Raw genomic sequence first — 21,811 nt, 5'->3', positions numbered from 1 at the left:
TTTCACCATATCTGCAGTGCAAGGCGTGACAGTATACAGTAATTTTCATGCGAATTTCGAAGATATGCGGGATAGAGGCCGTCAAAAACTGGATGTGGCGGATTGGTATATTCCAGAGAATAATGTTGGTGTGCCAGCGCAGGCTTCTAACTCTTACCCGCAGCCAAGAAATGGAGGTACTTACTGGAGAAATAATGGAGTGGGCTACTATAAAGACGCTTCTTATGTGAAGGTGAATAACATATCACTTGGCTATACTATTCCTCAAAATCTTTTAAGCAAGTGGAAAATAGAGCAACTCAGAGTATATGTAAATGTGCTTAACCCATTTGTGTTTACAGATTATACCGGTTACGACCCGGAATGGGCTGATGCCTCTTTAGGAGTTGGACGTGTAGGTAGTGTTACTACTCAATTTGGTCTAAGTCTGAAATTCTAATCCTCAAAAATTTAAATGACATGAAAAGAATTGCAATAATATTTACGATGGCATTAGTAATGCTCTTCGGTTGTTCAGATTTTCTGGAAGAAGAAAGTAAAAGTAATCCTACCGGGGAAGAGTTCTATGTTACAGAAGAAGGATTTCAATCCTTGATAAATGCTAATTATTCAACATTGAGGGAGATTTTTGGTCAAGATCCTTGGCTTTTTATGGCGGGTACCGATATGTATATGGAAGGTAGAAATTCTGAACCCGTGGGATTGAGTCAGTACGTCGAATTGAATTCTCAATCAGAAGGGGTAGACTTTCTTTACACTTTATGCTTTCAGGCGATACAAAGAGCAAATACAGCTATTTATTATTCTGATATAACTGAACAAACAGGGTTGATAGATCAATATGTGGCAGAGGTGAGATTTTTAAGGGCGCTATCTTATTTTATGTTAGTGCAGACCTATGGGGGAGTCCCGTTAGTTGAAGACTATATTACAGGTATAGAATTAGAATTTGAAGGAGCGAGTGCGGCAACAGTTTATGGATTTATTATATCTGAAATGGAGGCGGCTTTGCCTGCCGTATCAGCAGGGAGTTTTGAAGGAAGAGTGACGCAGCGCGCTATAAGGCATTATTTAGCACTAGTCCATTTAACCAGAGCTTATGAAAGTTTCGCAGAGGCTGATGACTTTGAAACAGCTGCTTCTTATGCTGATGCAGCAATTGATGGACAAGCCTTGACAATACCTTTTGAAGAGCTATGGATGCCTGGAAATGAAATAAATTCAGAGGTGCTGTTTTCTGTACAGTATAGTGAAGGGTCGATAAGTACAGATCCTCAGAATTTGGGTAATCAGCAACAAAATTTCTTTGGTTCTTATCTGGGAGGTAGTGAGGTGAATGGTGAAGCTCCGTATAAGTCATATACATTATGCCCTACCAGATATGCTATTGATCTTTTTGAGGAAGGAGATGCACGCTGGGAGGCCACTTTTATGGTGGAAGTATATACGCCTTACTATGCTTATTTCAGAGAATCTGATTTATCAGATATACCCGTAGCTCACTTTTATGAGCCTCAGTGGTTTGATGCTGCAGATAGTATAGATTATGTGGCTGCTCATTCTGGAGTTATTTATCATTCTTATGGAGACTATGATCCTGAAGGGGGCAATGTTTCGCTAGACTTTAGCACTATAATAGTGAAGAAGTTTGATGATCCTAATTCTATTTATGCTGGTGATGGAGGCAGAACCAGTTCACGAGATTTCATTATGGCACGCTTAGGGGAAACTTACCTTATAGCAGCAGAGGCTTATCTTGGTGCTGGCCAGGCAGGAACGGGTTTAGAGAGATTAAATGAAGTAAGAAATCGCTCAGGCATGCCAGATGCAGCTAGTGCTGATTTTGATATTGACTACATTTTGGATGAACGTGGTCGTGAGTTGCTCGGTGAATACAAACGCTGGTTCGACCTGAAAAGAACAGGTACGCTGGTAGAAAGAGCCTCTACTTATAACCCGCTTATAGAAGAAGATGACTTTAATGGTAACGGAGGAGCACTTAAAATCCTCAGGCCTATTCCTCAAGATGCTTTAGATCTTAATAGAGATGATAGCTTTCAGCAGAATCCCGCATATAGATAAGCATTAGCTTAGATAACGATTGCATAATGATTTAATGTTAAAAATACGTTAAAAAATTATTGTGCAATCGTTTACATTTATATTGAATATTAATTTTTATTTTATACTTTTATATAGTTCCAAATGATAGGAAATGAATTTTAACTTATGAAATCGATTGCACAAATGTCTATCTAGTTTTAACGCAACCTTACACACTATGAGTAAAATACTACTACTGTTAAAAAATGAACTTATGGTCCTGATCCTACTGGGCGCTACGCTACTGCCTTATAGGAGTAGCGCTCAAAGTGGCATGGTCTCAGGTACCGTAAAGGATGCTGAAGGAGAAATACTTCCGGGTGTTTCTGTTATTGTGAAAGGCACTACAAATGGAACCACTACTGATTTTAGTGGTGAGTTTCAGGTCAAAGTCAAATCAGGAGATGTTCTGGTTTTCTCTTTTATTGGTATGAAATCCCAGGAAGTGGAAGTGGGCAACCAATCTACGTTAAACATTACCCTCGAAGAAGATATTACACAGCTGGATGCTGTAGAAATTGTAGATGTGGGTTATGGTAAAGTAAAGAAAACCGATCTTACTGGTTCCGTGGCCTCAGTAAGTGCCGAAACACTTAAAAAAAATACCAGTGGCCAGTGCGGCAGAAGCTATTACCGGTCGGCTACCTGGTGTACGAGTACAAACTACTGATGGCTCACCAGATGCTGAAATTGTAATTAGAGTAAGAGGTGGAGGTTCCATCACCCAGGATAATACCCCTCTTTATGTGGTTGATGGCTTTATCATGGAAAGCATCAGAGATATTCCCCCTACAGATATTGCCAGTATTGATGTATTAAAAGATGCAGCTGCTACGGCCATTTACGGTGCTAGTGCTGCCAATGGAGTTATTATCATCAATACTAAGAAGCCTAAAGCAGGCCGCCTTTCTATTAATTATAACGGCTTTGCTAAATTCAATACCTTCCCTAAAGACAGAGAATACGATGTTCTGTCTCCTTATGATTATGTAATGGCTAACTATGAAAGAGCCAAGCTACGTTCTGAACAAGATGTAGAAAATTTCGAAAAATATTATGGTAAGTATGATGACCTTGAACTTTACAAGCAAAAGAAAGCTACTGATTGGCAAGATGAGCTTTTTGGAGATACTCAGTTTTCACAGTATCATAATTTATCATTAAATGGAGGTACAGAAAAAACTAAGTTATCGCTTAGCTTAACTAATAACGATGAAGAAGGCCTTATTTCAGGATCGGGCTATACCCGTAACTCACTTAACTTTAAACTAGGTCAGGAGATAAGCAGAAGGTTGAACTTTGACTTTGGAGCCAGGGTCACTTATACACAGGTAAACGGAGCCGGAACCTCAGGTAGCTCACAGTTAAGGGTGAAAGATGCCGTACTGGCCAGGCCGGTTAATGGAGTGGCGGATGAATTGGACCTTGATCTTAATCAGATAGATGCCAATGATGATTATCAGTCTTTTCTGTTAAGTCTGATCAATCCTACTGAGCTGGCCGAGCAAGACTGGAGAAAACGATCAGATAAAAACTATGCTTTTAATGCAGGTATAGAATGGAATGTTATAGACGGACTTACCTTTAATACTGTACTAAACGGTACTACTAAATTTAGAGAAGATCTCAGATTTTATGGTCCTCTTACCAGCCGCGCCCAGCAAGAAGGTAGTGGCTTACCTATAGGCATGAAAACGGATCGTGAAAACTGGAATTATAGATGGTATAATACCGTTAACTACGATTTTTCTAATCTAGGTAGGCATAAACTGAATGTTCTTGTAGGACATGAGATAAATGGAGCCGGTGGTAAAGGTGAATCCATTACAAGAGAAGAGTATCGTGTCTCTATTACACCTGAAGAGCTTTTTGCTAATATGCAGTTGGGCGAGGGAGATGTTTTTCATGATACACAAGAGTTTCTGGAAGTAAGTAAATTCTCTCTCTTTGGTAGGGTTAATTATCAATTCAATAATAAATACCTTTTAACAGCGACTATCCGTAGAGATGCCAGTAGCAGATTCTTAAAAGACAATAGAGTAGGTGTGTTCCCTGCGGTAGCACTCGGTTGGAAGATTAATGAAGAGTCTTTCATGTCAAACGTATCATTTGTAGACCAGCTAAAGCTTAGAGTGAGTTATGGTGAAATAGGTAATGACAATGTAAATGCTGATGCTACTCGTTTATTATTTAGCCCTAATACTAATAATGGCCCAGGCTTTGGTAATGAGTATGGCATTTATTATTCACCCTCTTCTGATATTCTTTATAACCCATTCATCATTTGGGAAACTACGGTAAGTAGAAACCTTGGGGTTGACTTCTCATTGTTTAAAGCCAGAGTTACAGGTAGCATTGATGCTTACTATAATTCCACTACGGATTTATTGCTAGATAAAGCTATTGCACCTAATTCAGGCTTTGAAACGCAGTGGGACAACATAGGCGAAACTTCCAATAAAGGTATTGAAATGGGAATTGAAGGGTATATCATAGATAAATCTGACTTTTCTATTTCAGCCAATATCAATTTTGGTTTGAACCGAACAACCATCGAGAAATTGGATGGAACCAATGAACGTTTTTTCCAGTCTAACTGGGCCAGTACTGACCTGAAAGACAGAAATGATTACCTCTTGAGAGTAGGTGAAAGCATAGGCCTTATTTATGGTTATGTAAATGATGGTATGTATACCGTAGATGACTTCGCGGGTTATGATGAAGCCACAGGTCAGTATACTTTAAAAGAAGGGGTGCCTAATAGTGGAGCCACCTTGGGAGTAGGAACCGATGGCTTAAGGCCTGGCTACATGAAAATCAGAGATATTAGCGGTGACGGAAAAATAACCAGTGAAGATAGAAAAGTGATAGGAAATGCGCTACCTAAAGCGCAAGGTGGTTTTGGTTTTAATGCCCGCTACAAAGGTTTTGATGCTTCTGTATTCTTTAACTGGTCTTATGGAAATGATATCTATAACACAGGTAAAATAGAATTTAATCAAATGTACCGCACGACTTATGGTAACATGCTTAGTACCATGAATTCTAATGACCGATTTACTTATATAGACGTAGATGGTGCTTATACCGGCACTCCTGGGGAGGTAGTTACTGACCTGGAACAGTTGAGAGAAATGAATCAGGGTAAAACCATGTGGAGTGGTAATAACTCATTTGGAACTGCCACAGCAGTGCTCACTGATTGGGGGATAGAAGATGGTTCTTTCATTAGGCTCAATAACCTGACCATAGGATATACTTTACCGGTATCTCTGGTTTCTAAGTATAAACTTACTCAATTCAGAATTTATGCTACAGGCTATAATCTGGCACTGTGGACTAACTACTCAGGTTATGATCCTGAAGTAAGTACCAGTAGAAGTAGTACCTATCAGCTGCTTACACCCGGGGTGGATTACTCATCTTACCCAAGAAGCAGATCTTATACTGTAGGTGTGAATATTACTTTTTAAGACAAAACATTAGAGGATATGAAATTGAAATATATACTTATCACCCTTCTGATCCTATCGTCTTTTTCATGTGACGACTATCTGGAGTCAGAACCAATCTCTTATTTCGATTTGGATTATGTGTATTCCAATGCGGAAGAAGCAAGGCGGGGCGTTAATTCTATCTATGTGCATTTCAGTCATGATGGTTTTCGATCAAGATTATCTAATAACATGACAGGTAATACAGATATAGAACACCAGAGTGGATGGGGCAGTGACGGCGCCCGTTATCAGATCTGGGATCTTAATGCTCAGGAAAATAATGGAGATCTAGACTATGTTTGGAGTATAGCTTATCAGGCTATTAGAGATGCTAATTTTGCTATTGAAGCCATACTGGCAAGTGAAGCCTATAACTCTGATGATGTGGTAGAGGTAGAAAAAATGAGCCATTTATTAGGAGAAGCTTATACGCTTAGAGCGTATTGGTATAGCATTTTAGTGTTCTATTTTGGAGATGTTCCTTTTCTGGTAGAAGCACCTAAGCCCGGAGTAGAATTCAATGTAGCCAAAACGGATAGAAATGAGATTCTTTCATATGTAATTCATGATATGATCTCGGCAGAAGAAGGAATGTACTGGGCAGCCGAGGCTCCTTATGGTATAGAACAGGTTAACCGTGATTATACACTAGGTATGATAGCCAGGCTATCACTTCAGCGAGGTGGCTGGTACCTAAAACCTGATATGACTATGGACAGGCAGTCAGACTACCTCAGCTACTATGATACTGCCAGAATGTATTCTAAAAAGCTGATCGATCAGCAAGACAGACGGTTACCGCAGGACTACAAGCAGATGTTTGTGAACCTGGCCAAATTTACCCAACCAGCAGGTGATGCCAGCGATATCCTTTTTGAGGTGCCTTTTGCTATAGGTGAAGGAGATGTAGGTTGGAATATTGGTATCAGAGTAGAATCAGGTCCTTACGGTACTAGTAGTAATTATATGAGCATTCCTGCTACTTATTATTATTCATTTGACTCTTCAGATGTAAGAAGAGATGTTACTTGTGCCCTTTACAAATACCCTAATGAAACTGCCAGTGTTGAGGATTTGGAACCGCAAGAATTAGTGGATATCAATGGTATAGCTCAAGGAAAATTTAACAGAGTGTGGTTAGACACCCCTCCGGGATCGAATACCGACAAAGGTACGGGTATCAACTGGCCTATGTTAAGGTATGCCGATGTATTGCTGATGTATGCTGAAGCCGATAATGAAATTAATGGCCCCACTGCTGATGCTCAGGACATGCTCAGAAGGGTGAGGCAACGAGCCTTTCCTGAAGAAGTATGGTCTACTAAAGTAGATGATTATATCAATACCGTTTCCAATAGTAAAGAATCCTTTTTTGATGCACTTGTAGATGAAAGAGCCTGGGAGTTTGGCGGAGAGATGATCCGTAAATATGAGCTCATCAGGTGGAATATATATTCTGAAAAAGTACAGGAAACAGTTGCTGGCCTTAAGCGCCTGGCTGATAACGCAGAGTCTGGACCATACCCTGATCGCTTATGGGTGAGGCATGATGGGAATGAACTCATCATTTATGATACAGATACTAAAGCGGTACCAGCAGATATTGATAACTGGGAGCGAATGGATTGGCTTATCGGCCTTTCTGATGAGACCATGCCTGATGGCTACGAAGAGTGGATAACTAAAGATTGGGCCAGGTATACTCACCCCGTGAGATATGTATTTCCTATTCCTGCTATAGGTATTGATAATAGCCAGGGAGTATTACAAAATGATGGTTATGGCTTCGGTGAATAATACAGCAAATGAAAAGGTTATGAAAAAATTGATAAATATATCTAAAATATGCTCACTACTGGCCTTGATAGTTATGCTGTTCAATGCCTGTGATGACGATGATGAAAATTTCGAGAGAACCCGTCTTTTTAGGCCGGTTTTGAATGAGAACTTATATACTGAAGGGAATACCATAATTGTAAATATGGGTTCACTCAGGCAAGCGGTATCCTACACTATGGAAGTCAGTAGAGATACATTTCAAACCATTGATTATACCTTCGAATCTGATACCAGCTATATGGAGATAAATTCCAGCTTGGTAGGGGAAGAATTATTGTGGAATGCCTATTATCAGGTGCGTGCTACAGCGCATGCGGCAGATTCACAATATGATAGTAGACCTTCAGATTTAGGAAGTGTAAAGACTAAAAAATTCCCAGGTCCTCAAGGTACTCCTAACTTGCAGTTTGATGTTACTGATACCAGGGCTCGAGTATTCTGGTCTACAGCAGGAGATCCTATAGTGAACGTGAAGGTGTTTGCCGGTCAAGATTTGCGGCTCACCTCACCATTGCAGGATATTGACCTAACTGAAGAGCAAATGGATATTAACGAAGCGGTAGTGACAGGGCTTACTCCAGATACGAAGTATCAAATAGCCATATACTCTGAAGATACGATCAGAGGTTGGGAAGTGTATGAAACCAAGCCCGCTTTGGATTTCGGAGATGCACCAGTCTATGATCTTTCCGGTATTGAAAATGACCTCATACTTTATGATACCCTCACTGATGTAGAAAATGGAGCCGTAATTATTTTAGAACCAGGCAAAATATATCAGGCAGGAGGATATGCTTTTAGTAAGTCAGTGCTCTTGGTTAGTGGTTATGGTTTTACTCCTTCATTACCTATCATAGAATGCGGCTCAAACTATAACATAGAAGCAGGTGCAACCATAGATTCAATCACTTTCAGAAACATTAGATTCCAGGGAGATTTTGGAGGAGGCTATGTATTCAATATCGACCAGGATGGATCGCTTGGTGAAATAAAATTTGATGGTTGTGAAATACACTCTTTAAGAGGTATTACCCGTATTAAAGGCGGCACAGGTACTATTCAGGATTATTCAATAGTAAATTCAGTAGCAGATAGTATTAACGGGTATGGTGTTTTCTATGTAGACACTGATGGTTGGCAAGCGCATAATGTTTGGCTTACCAATTCCACCTTCTCAAAAACACAGTACTTCCTGGCTAGCCGTACTAACACCACCGGTTCCATTACTATAGAGAGCTGTACCATAGACCAAGCTCCTGAGCAAGGAAGGCAAATGTTTAGATGGAGAGGAGGAGATGGAAAAAATAATGTTTTAGGAGGTATTAGAATAAGCAATACCATTTGGGGACCCGGCTGGAATATGGCTGGAGGTGAAGTTTTTGCTGTCAGAGGTACTGAAGGTTTAGCCTCTACTTCCTTCAATGTGGTGAATACCTGGGTTACTTCTGATTTTGCATTTTCTTCTGATGAAATTCCTGGCTTTCCTGCATTCACTTTTAGTGGTTCTGCTGATGACCTTTGGGCTGATAGGGAGGCATTAGATTATAGCATCCAGGCCTCAGGCTTCGCTGCCAGCAATAGCGCGGGAGACCCTCGATGGAGACCAGAATAATAGTTTAGTTTCTCATGTGAGAAGTGTGGCTGTAGCGGCCACGCTTCTTTTTACTTTACTAATCATCATGATATGAAATTCAGTTTTCTAACCATATATATTTTATTTCTGAGTCTGATTATGCTGCCAGGCTGTGGAGACTCAGATAGTGAAGCAGACCCCACTCCAGATGAACCCGAAGAGGAGGTGATTACACCTGTTGAAGAACAGGCTTTTGCTTTTGAAGGTGCTGAAGGTTTTGGTATGAATGCTACCGGAGGAAGAGGTGGACGAGTGGTCTACGTTACCAATCTTAATGATGCCGGCCCCGGTAGCTTAAGGGAAGCCATAGGCAAAACAGGTGCACGTTATGTGCTTTTTAAAGTTTCAGGCACTATTGCGCTAAGCAGTGAGCTTAAGATAGTAAATGGAGATATAACCATAGCCGGACAAACCGCTCCGGGAGATGGTATAACCCTTCGTAATTATCCTGTTACTATAAATGCCGATAATGTTGTCATTCGCTACCTGCGCTTCAGAATGGGAGATACTGCCCAGGCCGAAGGTGATGCTTTGGGAGGGCGTTTTCATAAAAATATAATTATTGATCATTGCTCCATGAGCTGGTCTACTGATGAATGTGTGTCTTTCTATGCTAATGAAAATACCACTGTGCAGTGGTGCATCATGGCGCAAAGCCTCAGAAACTCAGTGCACGCCAAAGGTTCTCATGGCTATGGCGGTATTTGGGGAGGCAAAAAGGCCTCTTTCCATCATAACCTGCTGGCTCACCATGATAGCCGTAACCCTCGGTTGGGAGAGGAAGCCGGTAAGGCATTCGCGCTTACTGATCTGGTAGACTTAAGGAATAACGTAATCTATAACTGGGTGGGCAATAGCTGCTATGGCGGTGAGGCTATGAATGTGAATATAGTGAACTGCTACTATAAGGCTGGTCCGGCCACGCCTTCATCTAAAAACGATAGGATCATTTCTATAGATAAAAACAAAAATGAAGGTACCGAGGTGTATGACATCTGGGGTAAGTTTTACATTGATGGTAATCACTTAACCGCAAGCCCAGAGGCTACAGCAGATAACTGGACTTATGGCGTCTATAATCAATTTCATAATAGTTATGGCGAAGTTTCTGAAGCCGATAAGGCGGGAATGAGACTCGATACACCTCATGACATTGAAAATAATGTTACCACCCACTCAGCTGAGCAAGCTTATATAAATGTATTGGCTTATGGAGGAGCTTCTCTGGTAAGAGATGCGCTAGATGAAGTGATATTGGATGATGTAGCCAATGGAGATTACACCTATGAAGGGTCTAATGGCAGTATCAATGGCATTATTGATACTCAAAGTGATGCAGGCGGCTGGCCTGAGCTTAACACCCAAGAGCCTCCGCTTGATTCCTCAGGAGATGGAATGCCTGATGAGTGGAAAACAGCTATGAAGCTTGATCCTGCCTCTGAAGATACTAATGGTCATGACCTAAGTACCGGTTATGAAAATATAGAAGTGTATTTGAATAGCCTGGTAAAAGATATTACTACTAATCAGAATAATAGATGAGGGCTATGAAATTATATCTTATGCCTTTGTTCGGCGTGTTTTTAGCTGTTTTGTGCGAAGCTCAGACTTTAGCTTTTCCTGGAGCTGATGGTTTTGGAAAACATGCTACTGGTGGCAGAGGCGGTAAGGTATTAGTAGTTTCTAACCTTAATGATCAAGGAGAAGGCAGTCTCAGAGAAGCGATTAAAGCCAAAGGACCCAGAATAGTGGTATTCGCGGTGTCTGGTACCATAGCATTAGAATCAGAATTGCCCATAGATAATGGAGATATAACCATAGCAGGGCAGTCGGCACCGGGAGAGGGTATTTGTATAAAGAACTATCCGGTGAGAATCTCTGCTGACAATGTCATTGTTCGTTACCTGCGATTGAGGCTGGGAACAGATAAAAAAATTGAAGAAGATGCTTTTAACGGACGCAGGCATAAAAATATAATTATTGATCACTGCTCCATGAGCTGGTCTACTGATGAGTGTGCTTCATTTTACGGAAATACTGACTTTACCATGCAGTGGTGCATTATTTCCGAAAGCCTTAATAAATCAGTTCATCATAAAGGAAATCATGGTTATGGAGGCATATGGGGAGGAAAAGGCGCTTCTTTTCACCATAACTTATTAGCACACCATAGTAGTAGAAACCCACGCTTCAGTGGCTCTGCCTCTACTCCTAACACTCCAGATGAGTTAGTGGACTTCAGAAATAATGTCATTTATAACTGGGGTCATAATAGTGCTTACGGAGGGGAAAAAGGGAAGTATAATATGGTGAATAACTATTACAAGCCCGGTCCTGCTACCAAGAAATCGGTGATCAATAGAATCGTAAACCCCAGTGAGCCTTATGGACAATTCTATGTGGAAGGAAACCTGATTTTCAATGATGAAAAGGTGAGTTCTAATAACTGGTCAGGCGGAGTACAGTGTGATGATCCTCAAGCTGCTAAGGCTAATGTACCTTTCGAAGTAATGACTTTGGAATGCGAAGAATCTACAGAAGAGGCTTATGCTTCCGTGTTGCAATATGCAGGAGCCAACTTACATAGAGATGCTATTGATTCCCGAATAGTGAAAGAAGTAAAGACAGGTACTGCTACCTATGGAAATGGAATTATAGATACACCACAGCAGGTGGGAGGCTGGCCTGAGCTAAAAGCCACAAAAGCCCCTACAGATAGTGATAAAGATGGTATGCCTGATACCTGGGAAAAGGAGCATCACCTGAACCCTGATGATAGTAGTGACGGCGCTATTTTTAGTCTTAATAATGATTATACCAATGTAGAAATATATTTAAATGAACTCGTGAAATGAAAAACCTACTTCCTACTATATTGAATTTTATGAGAACAGTCCTTTTCATCAGGCCTGTTGATAGTCTTTATAAATTAAAATCAATTGCCTTTTTGAGTCTCGCTCTAGTGGTAATAGCTTCCTGCTCAGGATCAAGGTCAGAGTCGTCTCAAGATGCTGGTCAAAAGGATTCCAGCCAAGTGCAACCTGTGAAAATAGAGCATAAGAATATGGCTGTGCTTATGGCTGAGTCTGAAATGAAGCGATTTCCTGATCAGCAATATCTTGACTTCAGGCCTAAGCCTAAATGGGAATATACCAATGGCCTTATTTGCTCTGCCATGCTCAAGGTATGGAAGCAAACAGGAGAAGAAAAGTTCTTTAATTATGCTAAGTCCTATGCTGATTCTATGATCAATAAAGAAGGCGAAATTAAAACCTATAAGCTTACTGATTATAACATTGACAGAGTGAATCCTGGTAAGTTTCTCATTGACCTATACAAAGAAACAGGACAGGAAAATTATAAAATAGCCATTGAATCGCTTCGTAGCCAAATGAAAGATCACCCCAGAACTTCTGAAGGTGGTTTTTGGCATAAAAAGCGTTACCCACATCAAATGTGGTTAGATGGTATTTATATGGGATCTCCTTTTTTAGCCAAGTATGCAGTTAATTTTAATGAACCTCAGCTTTTAGATGATGTGGCTAATCAGGTTTACCTTATCGATAAGCATAATTATGATAAAGAAAGTGGCCTTTACTATCATGGATGGGATGAAAGTCGAGAGCAGAAATGGGCCAATAAAGAAACCGGCTTGTCAGAAAATTTCTGGGGCAGAGGCATGGGCTGGTTAGCTATGGCTTTGGTAGATGTGCTGGACTATTTCCCTGAAGATCATCCTAAAAGAGATATGATACTTCAGGTAGCAGACAGAATGGCGCAGGGCATAGTGAAGTCTCAAGATGAACAAACTGGTGTATGGTATCAGGTGCTTAATAAAGGCGAAAAAGAAGGTAATTATCTGGAGTCTTCGGCCTCAAGCATGTTTACTTACTTTTTATTAAAAGGGGTGAGTAAAGGATATATTGATTCTAAGTATGAAGAAGCAGGCTTAAAAGGATATCAAGGCATCTTAAAAGAGTTTATAGAAGAAGATGCAGAAGGACATATCAATATCACCAATGTATGCGCAGTAGCTGGCTTGGGGGGTGATCCGTACCGTAGCGGTACTTATGAGTATTATATCAATGAAACTAAAAGAGATAATGACCCCAAGGCGGTAGGCCCTTTTATTATGGCCTCGCTCTGGTATGATCAGATGAATAGCAAAATGTAAATAACATGAATAGACTTTTGTTTTTCGTATTGTTGATAATTACGTGTTCAGCAGGTTTTTCTGCTACGGATAAGCCCGGCAAGAGCAATGCCAGGGTAATCGCTTTCCCCGGAGCAGAGGGTTATGGACGTTTTACTACAGGCGGCCGGGGAGGGCAGGTGCTAAAAGTGACTAACCTAAAAGATCATGGCAAAGGAAGTTTTAGAGCAGCTATTGAGGCCGCCGGACCGCGAATTATAGTTTTTGATGTTTCTGGCACCATTGCTCTCAAGTCCCGATTGGATATTAATCATGGAGATGTGACCATCGCTGGCCAAAGTGCGCCTGGAGATGGCATTTGTATAAAAAACTATCCGCTCACAGTTAATGCAGATAATGTAATCATCAGGTACCTGAGGGTGCGCCTGGGCGATGAAAAAAAACAGGAAGAAGATGCTATGGGCGGCAGGCAACAGAAAAATGTGATGATAGACCATTGCTCTATCAGCTGGTCAGTAGATGAATGCGCTTCTTTTTATACTAATGAAGATTTTACCATGCAGTGGTGTATAGTGTCAGAAAGCCTCAATTCTTCTGCTCACCATAAAGGAAATCATGGTTATGGCGCTATTTGGGGAGGCAACTATACTACTTTTCATCATAATCTGTTGGCTAATCATTTGAGTAGAAACCCTCGCTTTTCTGGGTCTAAATATGACACAGACATCCCCAATCGTAAGCTGGATTATGCCAATAATGTTATCTATAACTGGGCTGGCAATAGCGCTTATGGTAATGAAGAAGGCGAAGTAAATATCATTAATAATTATTATAAACCCGGGCCAGCTACTCCGGAGAAATTGCGGGAGCGCATTGTGAATCCCTCTGATCCTTATGGTAAATTTTATGTATCAGGTAACTATGTTGATGGTGCCCCTGAGGTAAATAAAAATAACTGGCAAGGGGGCGTGCAATGTGAAGACGTGCGGCAAGTATATCAATCAAGGCCTTTTTCGGCTACTTCTTTACCGGTAGATCCTGCAGAAAAGGCCTATGATCTCACCTTGCAATATGCAGGAGCCTCATTACAAAGAGATGCTGTAGATCAGCGCATTGTTAATGAAGTGAAAGATGGCAAGGCTACTTACAACGGGTCTGTCACCGGCATGCCAGGCATTATAGATTCTCAGAATGATGTGGGCGGGTGGCCTGAGTTAAAAGCAACACCTCCCTCACCTGATACAGATGGAGATGGTATGCCTGATGGTTGGGAAAGTAAACATGGATTAAATCCTAATGATGCTTCAGATGCGCAGGGTCATCAGTTAGATGCTGATTATGATAACATAGAGGTTTACCTCAATAGCCTGGTGGCTGATATTACTGCTGGACAGGGAGTGCATAAGTATGATTTTGTAGTGGCAGCTGATGGTAGTGGCGATTATACAACTATTCAAAGTGCTATTGATGCAGTTCCTAATATGAGAAGGAATGAAACTGTAATTTTCATAAAACCAGGTACATATAAAGAAAAATTAGTGCTTCCAGCTTCTAAAACTAACGTTACCTTTTTAGCGAAAGATAATAAGAAGACAATAATTACTTATGATGATTATGCTTCTAAAAAAGAATTCTTTTGGAGAGGAAATAGGCACTTCTGGTTCTTCTGGCTTTTATGTGTTTGGAGATGGCTTTATGGCCAGAAACATCACTTTCGAAAATTCATCCGGTCCGGTAGGGCAGGCAGTAGCCGTTCGGGTAGATGGTGATAAGGTGATCTTTGATAATTGTCGTTTTCTTGGCTTTCAAGACACTTTATACCCTCATGGAGAAAATAGCAGACAGTATTATAAAAATTGCTACATAGAAGGCACCACTGATTTTATTTTTGGCTGGTCTACCGTGGTATTTGAAGGCTGTGAAATTTTCACCAAAGAAGGCGGAAGCTATATTACCGCAGCTTCTACGCTCGAAGATTCAGAATATGGCTTTGTTTTTATCGACTGTAAGCTTACAGGCAGTGCTCCTGATCAATCTATTTACCTGGGCAGGCCTTGGCGTCCTTTTGCGCAGACAGTATTTATTAACTGCGATATGGGCAAGCATATTAAGCCTGAAGGCTGGCATAACTGGAATAAACCAGATGCAGAGCAAACTACCTTTTATGCAGAATATCAATCAAAAGGCCCGGGTGCTGAAGGTACAAGGGTTTCATGGTCTCACCAGCTTTCTGAAGATCAGGTGGAAAAGTACACCCTGGAAAAAATATTTAAGGATTGGGATCCTAATGAAAAACTGAATAATGAAATGAACTAAGAATATTTTATGCGTTTAAATCAATTAATCAAACCTGCTTTCTCTCTTATCATCACCTTAATGGCTGGTGTTACTGCTATAGCTCAAAATGCTTCTTTATCAGAAGTATGGGTAGCAGATCAGGGAGACGGCACTTATAAAAACCCTATCCTTTATGCAGATTACTCAGATCCTGATATCTGCAAAGTGGGAGATGACTTTTACATGACGGCATCTAGCTTTAATGCGGTGCCAGGCCTACCTATTTTACATTCTAAAGATCTGGTTAACTGGGAGCTGATAGGCTACGGCTTAGACAGGCAGCCACCATTTGATCATTTTTCGACACCGCAGCATGGGAATGGTGTTTGGGCGCCATCTATCAGGCATCATAATAGTGAGTTTTACATTTACTATGGAGATCCTGATTACGGTATTTATATGGTTAAAACCAAAGACCCGTCAGGCTCTTGGGAGGCTCCCGTGCTCGTTCAAGAAGGCAAAGGCCTGATAGACCCTTGTCCGCTGTGGGATGATGATGGCAAAGCCTACTTGGTACATGCTTATGCAGGAAGCAGAGCCGGTATTAAGAGTGTGCTGGTAGTTAATAAAATGAGTCCTGACGGCACTAAGCTACTAGATGATGGCACTCTGATTTTTGATGGACATGAAAAACATCCTACCATAGAAGGTCCCAAGTTTTATAAGCGAAATGGCTATTACTACATCTTTGCTCCGGCGGGTGGTGTGCCTACAGGCTGGCAAATGGTGCTGAGATCAAAAAATGTTTATGGTCCTTATGAAGATAAGATAGTAATGGATCAGGGCAGTACAGAGATCAATGGCCCGCATCAGGGCGGCTGGGTAGAGCTGGCCTCTGGCGAAAGCTGGTTCGTTCACTTTCAGGATAGAGAAGCCTATGGCAGAATAGTGCACCTGCAGCCTATGAAATGGCAAAAAAATGACTGGCCTGTAATCGGTGTTGATAAAGATGATGATGGTAAAGGAGAACCCGTTATCACTCATAAAAAGCCTGATGTAGGTAAATCGTATGCAAAGCAAACCCCACCAGATACTGATGAGTTTAATGACAATGAACTGGGGTTGCAGTGGCAGTGGCATGCCAATCCTAAAGCTACCTGGGCTTTTAATAATCCATCACAAGGCTATCTGAGGTTATATACTGATCAGTTGCCTGAAGAGGCTAACAGCCTTTGGGGTTCACCTAACCTGCTTTTGCAGAAGTTTCCGGCCAGAGAGTTTATGGCCACCACTAAACTTACTTTTTTCCCTAACCAAGATTTGCAGAACGAACGCACAGGTCTTATTGTAATGGGAGAAGATTATGCGCATATAAATTTAGTAAGTAAGGCAGATGGTGTTTATATTCAAGTCGCCACTGCGAGAGATGTAAGGCATGGAAATAAAGAGCAGACGCAGGAGGTAGCCAAATTAAAAGGTAATGAGGTCTATTTCAGGGTAGAAGTAAGTAAAGGAGCTAAATGTAAGTTTAGTTACAGTGAAAATGGTAAGAAGTTTAAGGAAGTTGGTGAAGAGTTTACTGCTGTGCCCGGCCGCTGGATTGGCGCTAAAGTAGGCATTTTTGCCATCAGAAATGAAAAAATCAACGATTCAGGATATGCCAATTATGATTGGTTCCGAGTTAAACCCTTAAAATAATTATCTATGAAAAAGAACTTGATATTAGCATCGTTTATAGTGCTTTTTGGCTGTAATAACGCATCAAAACAAGAGAGCCAGGAGACCACTGAAGAGGAGAAAAAGGAGCTTTCATTTACCGTGAATGTTACTAACCCTACTGCAGCTGCCAGAACAGGTGTGCTGGTAATGGTAAAAGAGAATGAACTACCATCAGATTTTAACCATGCAGCCTTCACGGTTATGGATGGTGAAACAGAAATACCCTCTCAATATAATGAAAAGGGAGCTAAAGGCTTAGCCTTTGTTATTGATGATCTGGCAGCAAGCGCACAGAAAAAATATACTGTAGAGTATGATAAAGAAGGCACCCGATCTCATGATTATACCAAGAGAACACAAGCTGAGCTCTCTATTAAAGAAGGCGGAGAATGGCAAGGTAAGGAGTATGTAGGTGGAACTTTCAAAAATGTAGATTCCCTGAGAAAACCAGATCAGCATACCGATCATGCTTGGTATATCCGCTACGAAGGTCCGGGTTGGGAGTCTGATCTTGTCGGGTATAGGTTCTACCTGGATTGGAGAAATGCTACTGACGTTTTTGGTAAAACAGGAAGAGGTATGGAGCTGCAGCATGTAGGGCAGGAAGGGTTTGATTCTTACCATAATTTTAATGACTGGGGCATGGATGTGCTTAAAGTGGGAGAATCACTGGGAGTGGGTTCTATTGCTACTTTCCAAGACGGCAAAGCCATGCGCGTAGCTGAAACAGATAGCATCATTAGCAAAATAGCCGAAAATGGCGCTGTGTATTCTGAAATTCAAACCGATTATTATGGCTGGAAAATAGCAGATAAAGACCTTGATCTGAAATCTGTAATTAGTATACATGCGGGTACGCGCCTTTCAAAAGAGCATCTGGAGTTAGAAAAGGAACTCGATAACATAGCTACAGGTCTGCATAAAGATAAGGGCACTAAACTGTTTTCTTCAGAAGGAGATGCCAATAGCTGGGGATACCTGGCCACGTATGGCGCTCAAAGCTTAAATCAGGATAACCTGGGTATAGCAGTGCTATTCTCTAATAGTGATTTTATGAGTTTTGAAGAAGATGAGTTCAGTCATATAGTTACGCTAAAGCCTACAGGCAAAAAGGTTGATTATTACTTTTTAGCAGCCTGGGAAAAAGAGAGCGGAGGCATTACCACAGAAGAAGAATTTCTTCAATATCTGAAAGATACCGCTGCTGAGCTGGCTAAGCCGGTGCAGGTGTCTATTACACAATAAAATACTGTTAACCTCATGATTAGACTACTTTCAATACATACTTCATACACTCCTTTAATCATCCGTTGCCTGGGGCGGCGGATGATTAATCTACTGTTAGTGGGGGTGATATGCATTACCAATAATACCTTGGTTCAGGCTCAAACAGAAGAAGATCTCTATGATCATGTAGAGTTTGATATGCCTAAGGTCAATGAACCCACTTTTCCTGATAACCAAGTATCCATTACTGATTATGGAGCTATGGGTAATGGCCTGTTTGATAATACTGAAGCTTTTGCTAAAGCTATTGCAGCAGTAGCCAAGCAGGGAGGAGGCAAGGTAATAGTGCCCAGAGGGGTTTGGATTACGGGGCCTATCGAGTTTAAAAGCAATATAAATCTACATACAGAGCAGGGCGCACTCATAGTTTTTAGTGAAGATAAAAGTAAGTATCCGGTAATAGGCACCAGCTTTGAAGGACTAGAAACTTATCGTTGCCAATCTCCTATTTCAGGCCGAGATCTTGAAAATATTGCCATCACAGGTAAAGGCGTTATTGATGGTTCTGGAGGATCATGGAGACCGGTAAAGAAAGATAAAATGTCACCTTCTCAATGGAAGGCCTTAGTGAAATCCGGAGGGGTTCTTAGTGATAATGAAAAGGTATGGTATCCATCAAAAGCCTATGAAAGGGCTAATCAGCTTACTAAAAATTTCAATGTGCCTCCCTTTGAAACAAGAGCAGAGTTTGAAGAAATAAAGGACTTTTTAAGACCAGTTATGGTCAGCTTTATCAATTGTAAAAAAGTGCTTTTAGATGGTCCTACTTTCCAGAACTCACCCGCCTGGAACCTGCACCCGCTTATGTGCGAAGACGTCATTATAAGAAACCTCAATGTGCGTAACCCGTGGTACTCTCAAAATGGTGATGGATTAGATTTGGAATCATGTAAAAACGCACTGATTTATAATAATACTTTCGACGTAGGGGATGATGCTATCTGTATTAAATCAGGTAAAAATGAAGACGGTCGTAAGCGAGGTGTACCTACAGAAAATGTAATCATTAAATACAATACGGTTTACCATGGTCATGGTGGTTTTGTAGTGGGTAGTGAAATGTCTGGCGGAGTCAAAAATCTTAAAGTTTCTCACTGCACTTTTATAGGAACAGATGTTGGCCTAAGGTTCAAAAGCACCAGAGGTAGAGGCGGAGTGGTAGAAAACATTTACATCTCTGATATTGATATGATCGATATTCCTACAGAGGCTATTCGTTTCAATATGTTTTATGGCGGAGAATCTCCAATACCTGAAGAAGGACAAGATGCTATGACGGTGGAAGAAGTGCCAGCTGTGGCAGTGACAGAAGAAACGCCTTCATTCAAAAATATTTACATGAAAAACATAACGGCCACTGGTTCTGGTACCGCCGCTCTGTTTCAGGGCTTGCCAGAAATGAAACTCATGAATGTGAAGTTAGAAAATGCCCTTTTAGAAGCTGAAAGCGGCATTACCATGATAGATGCAGATCAGCTGGAGCTTAAAAATGTTAAAGTAATCAATAAAAAAGGGAAGACCCTTACCATATACAATAGCTCTAATGTGGCGGTAGATAAGTTCTCTTTTGAAAGTGAATCTAATGAAGCCATCCGCGTTATAGGTAGTAGCTCTGATAAAATAAGCTTTACTAATAGTGAGGTGAAAGAAGAGTCAGTAGTTAAAGGTAAAGAGGTGAAGAAAAAGGCAGTGAAGCTAAAATAGAAAATCATGAAAAGCTTTGTACTGTTAATATTTTTAATGCCTTTGAGTATCCTTTGGCAAGGAAATGATATTACCATTTTTCTGGTAGCAGACTCCACGGTGGCCGATAAACCTTATAAAGATGGTAATCCTGAAAAAGGATGGGGACAGGTTTTTCCGCTCTATTTTAAGGAAGGAATACAGGTTGATAATCATGCGGTTAACGGCAGAAGCACTAAAAGCTTTATGGATGAAGGCCGTTGGGATAAGGTTTTGTCATTAATAGAACCGGGAGACTACGTAATTATAGAGTTTGGGCATAATGATGAGAAAGAGCATGATCCTACTCGATATGCAGATCCTGATAATGCTTACCGCGCTAACCTGAAAAAATACATAGCTGATGCCAGAGCCAAGGGAGCCAAGCCCATTTTAGCCACCCCAATAGTGAGAAGGAAATTCAATGAGCAAGGAGAGTTTGTGGAGTCTCATGGTAAGTATCCTCAGGTGGTGAGGGAAGTGGCTAAGAGTGAGAAAGTGCCGTTGCTAGATATGCAGCGAGAAACCAAAGCATTGCTGATGGCTTATGGAGAAGAAGGCTCTGAAAAGCTTTTCTTACATATAAAACCGGGAGAATACCCGTCATTGCCAGAAGGCAGAGATGATGACACTCACTTGTCTCCCTATGGAGCCTTTAGAGTGGCCGATCTGGTGGCTTCTGAGATTAAAAAGAATGTGCCTGAATTGGCCTCGTATTTAAAAGAATAGCAGATGAAGTTTTGTATAGCATTCATTTTAATGTTAGTGCCTCAGTGGCTTTTTGTTAAGGATGAGGTAGTGCATATATATCTTATTGGAGATTCTACAGTGGCTAATTACGCTGATAACTATGATCCAGGGAAAGATTATATGAAAACCAGATATCCGGTTACGGGCTGGGGGCAAGTTTTTCAGCCTTATGTTACTGCTGATAGCTTAAGCAGCATTTCCATTATAAAGGCCGATAGTGCTGTGGTAGATGACAGAGCCAGAGGAGGCAGAAGCACAAGAACCTTTTTTCAGGAAGGTAGGTGGAGGAGTATCTACAAGCAGTTAAAGAAAAATGATGTAGTCATTATGCAGTTTGGTCATAATGATGCTGCGGAAAACAAGCCGGAGAGGTATGTAGATATCGAGGGCTATAAGGAGTTTTTGCGCCTTTACATAGAGCAGGCTTTACAGAAAGAGGCCATTCCGATAGTGTTGACTCCCGTTTGTCGTAACTATCCTTGGGAGAATGGGCACCTGGAAAATGTACATGGAGAATACCCTGATGCTGCTAAAGAAGTGGCTAATGAATATGATGTTCCGCTTATAGATCTTAATCAGCTCTCTATGGATGCTTTTAGCAAAAAGGGTCAGGAATATGTTTCTGAGCATTATTTTATGAATTTACCAGCAGGAAAATATGAAGCTTACCCTGAAGGGCAAAACGATAATACTCATTTTCAGCCAGAAGGAGCTAAGGCGGTAGCTCAGTTGGTGCTTGATGGTTTGCGAAAAATACATTGGGAGAATAAATCATTTTAAGAGATTGAAATCAGAAAATGTAAAATATGGGTTTTGATAAAAATGGTATAT

General features: G+C 40.9%; 16 protein-coding genes. All 16 read left to right on the top strand.

Annotated elements, in window-relative coordinates:
- Positions 1 to 64 precede the first annotated feature (64 nt).
- The 16 genes from LVD15_RS01665 to LVD15_RS01590 all read left to right on the top strand — a co-directional run bounded on the left by LVD15_RS01665 (position 65) and on the right by LVD15_RS01590 (position 21,760).
- Positions 65 to 439 (top strand): hypothetical protein, encoded by a 375-nt coding sequence (locus LVD15_RS01665; RefSeq protein WP_233778555.1) that lies wholly within the window; start codon positions 65 to 67, stop codon positions 437 to 439.
- A gap of 20 nt (positions 440 to 459) precedes the next feature.
- On the top strand, positions 460 to 2,082 hold the full coding sequence (locus LVD15_RS01660; RefSeq protein WP_233778554.1) for a RagB/SusD family nutrient uptake outer membrane protein: 1,623 nt from the start codon (positions 460 to 462) through the stop codon (positions 2,080 to 2,082).
- 235 nt (positions 2,083 to 2,317) lie between these two features.
- Positions 2,318 to 2,773, top strand: a complete 456-nt coding sequence (locus tag LVD15_RS01655) for a carboxypeptidase-like regulatory domain-containing protein (protein WP_233778553.1) — start codon at positions 2,318 to 2,320, stop codon at positions 2,771 to 2,773.
- Complete coding sequence (locus tag LVD15_RS01650) at positions 2,712 to 5,576, top strand: SusC/RagA family TonB-linked outer membrane protein (RefSeq protein WP_233778552.1); 2,865 nt, start codon at positions 2,712 to 2,714, stop codon at positions 5,574 to 5,576. The genes LVD15_RS01655 and LVD15_RS01650 overlap by 62 nt, the downstream gene beginning before the upstream one ends.
- 18 nt (positions 5,577 to 5,594) lie before the next feature.
- Positions 5,595 to 7,397 carry a RagB/SusD family nutrient uptake outer membrane protein gene (locus LVD15_RS01645; protein WP_233778551.1) on the top strand — a complete coding sequence of 601 codons (1,803 nt, stop codon included), beginning with the start codon at positions 5,595 to 5,597 and terminating at the stop codon, positions 7,395 to 7,397.
- A 19-nt stretch (positions 7,398 to 7,416) separates the two neighbouring features.
- The gene (locus LVD15_RS01640) at positions 7,417 to 9,051 is read left to right on the top strand and encodes a DUF4957 domain-containing protein (protein WP_233778550.1); all 1,635 of its coding nucleotides are present in this window, start codon (positions 7,417 to 7,419) and stop codon (positions 9,049 to 9,051) included.
- Between the two features lie 72 nt (positions 9,052 to 9,123).
- Complete coding sequence (locus LVD15_RS01635; RefSeq protein ID WP_233778549.1) at positions 9,124 to 10,614, top strand: pectate lyase family protein; 1,491 nt, start codon at positions 9,124 to 9,126, stop codon at positions 10,612 to 10,614.
- A gap of 5 nt (positions 10,615 to 10,619) precedes the next feature.
- The gene (locus LVD15_RS01630; RefSeq protein ID WP_233778548.1) at positions 10,620 to 11,927 is read left to right on the top strand and encodes a pectate lyase family protein; all 1,308 of its coding nucleotides are present in this window, start codon (positions 10,620 to 10,622) and stop codon (positions 11,925 to 11,927) included.
- Entirely contained in the window at positions 11,924 to 13,246 is a 1,323-nt protein-coding gene (locus LVD15_RS01625; protein ID WP_233778547.1) for a glycoside hydrolase family 88/105 protein, read from the top strand. The genes LVD15_RS01630 and LVD15_RS01625 overlap by 4 nt, the downstream gene beginning before the upstream one ends.
- Positions 13,247 to 13,251: 5 nt before the next feature.
- On the top strand, positions 13,252 to 14,994 hold the full coding sequence (locus LVD15_RS27060; protein ID WP_306416827.1) for a pectinesterase family protein: 1,743 nt from the start codon (positions 13,252 to 13,254) through the stop codon (positions 14,992 to 14,994).
- Positions 14,903 to 15,541, top strand: coding sequence for a pectinesterase family protein (locus tag LVD15_RS01615; RefSeq protein ID WP_306416966.1), 639 nt, complete (start codon positions 14,903 to 14,905; stop codon positions 15,539 to 15,541). Before LVD15_RS27060 ends, LVD15_RS01615 begins: the two co-directional genes overlap by 92 nt.
- 9 nt (positions 15,542 to 15,550) lie before the next feature.
- Positions 15,551 to 17,200, top strand: coding sequence for a glycoside hydrolase family 43 protein (locus LVD15_RS01610; protein ID WP_370687392.1), 1,650 nt, complete (start codon positions 15,551 to 15,553; stop codon positions 17,198 to 17,200).
- A 6-nt stretch (positions 17,201 to 17,206) separates the two neighbouring features.
- Positions 17,207 to 18,466, top strand: coding sequence for a DUF4861 domain-containing protein (locus LVD15_RS01605; protein WP_233778546.1), 1,260 nt, complete (start codon positions 17,207 to 17,209; stop codon positions 18,464 to 18,466).
- A 15-nt stretch (positions 18,467 to 18,481) separates the two neighbouring features.
- Positions 18,482 to 20,212 carry a glycoside hydrolase family 28 protein gene (locus tag LVD15_RS01600; RefSeq protein ID WP_233778545.1) on the top strand — a complete coding sequence of 577 codons (1,731 nt, stop codon included), beginning with the start codon at positions 18,482 to 18,484 and terminating at the stop codon, positions 20,210 to 20,212.
- Between the two features lie 6 nt (positions 20,213 to 20,218).
- On the top strand, positions 20,219 to 20,959 hold the full coding sequence (locus LVD15_RS01595; RefSeq protein ID WP_233778544.1) for a rhamnogalacturonan acetylesterase: 741 nt from the start codon (positions 20,219 to 20,221) through the stop codon (positions 20,957 to 20,959).
- 3 nt (positions 20,960 to 20,962) lie between these two features.
- Positions 20,963 to 21,760, top strand: a complete 798-nt coding sequence (locus LVD15_RS01590) for a rhamnogalacturonan acetylesterase (protein WP_233778543.1) — start codon at positions 20,963 to 20,965, stop codon at positions 21,758 to 21,760.
- Positions 21,761 to 21,811 lie beyond the last annotated feature (51 nt).

The sequence above is a fragment of the Fulvivirga maritima genome (assembly GCF_021389955.1).
In the GTDB taxonomy this organism is placed as follows: domain Bacteria; phylum Bacteroidota; class Bacteroidia; order Cytophagales; family Cyclobacteriaceae; genus Fulvivirga; species Fulvivirga maritima.
This window is presented reverse-complemented; position numbering and strand designations above follow the sequence as displayed.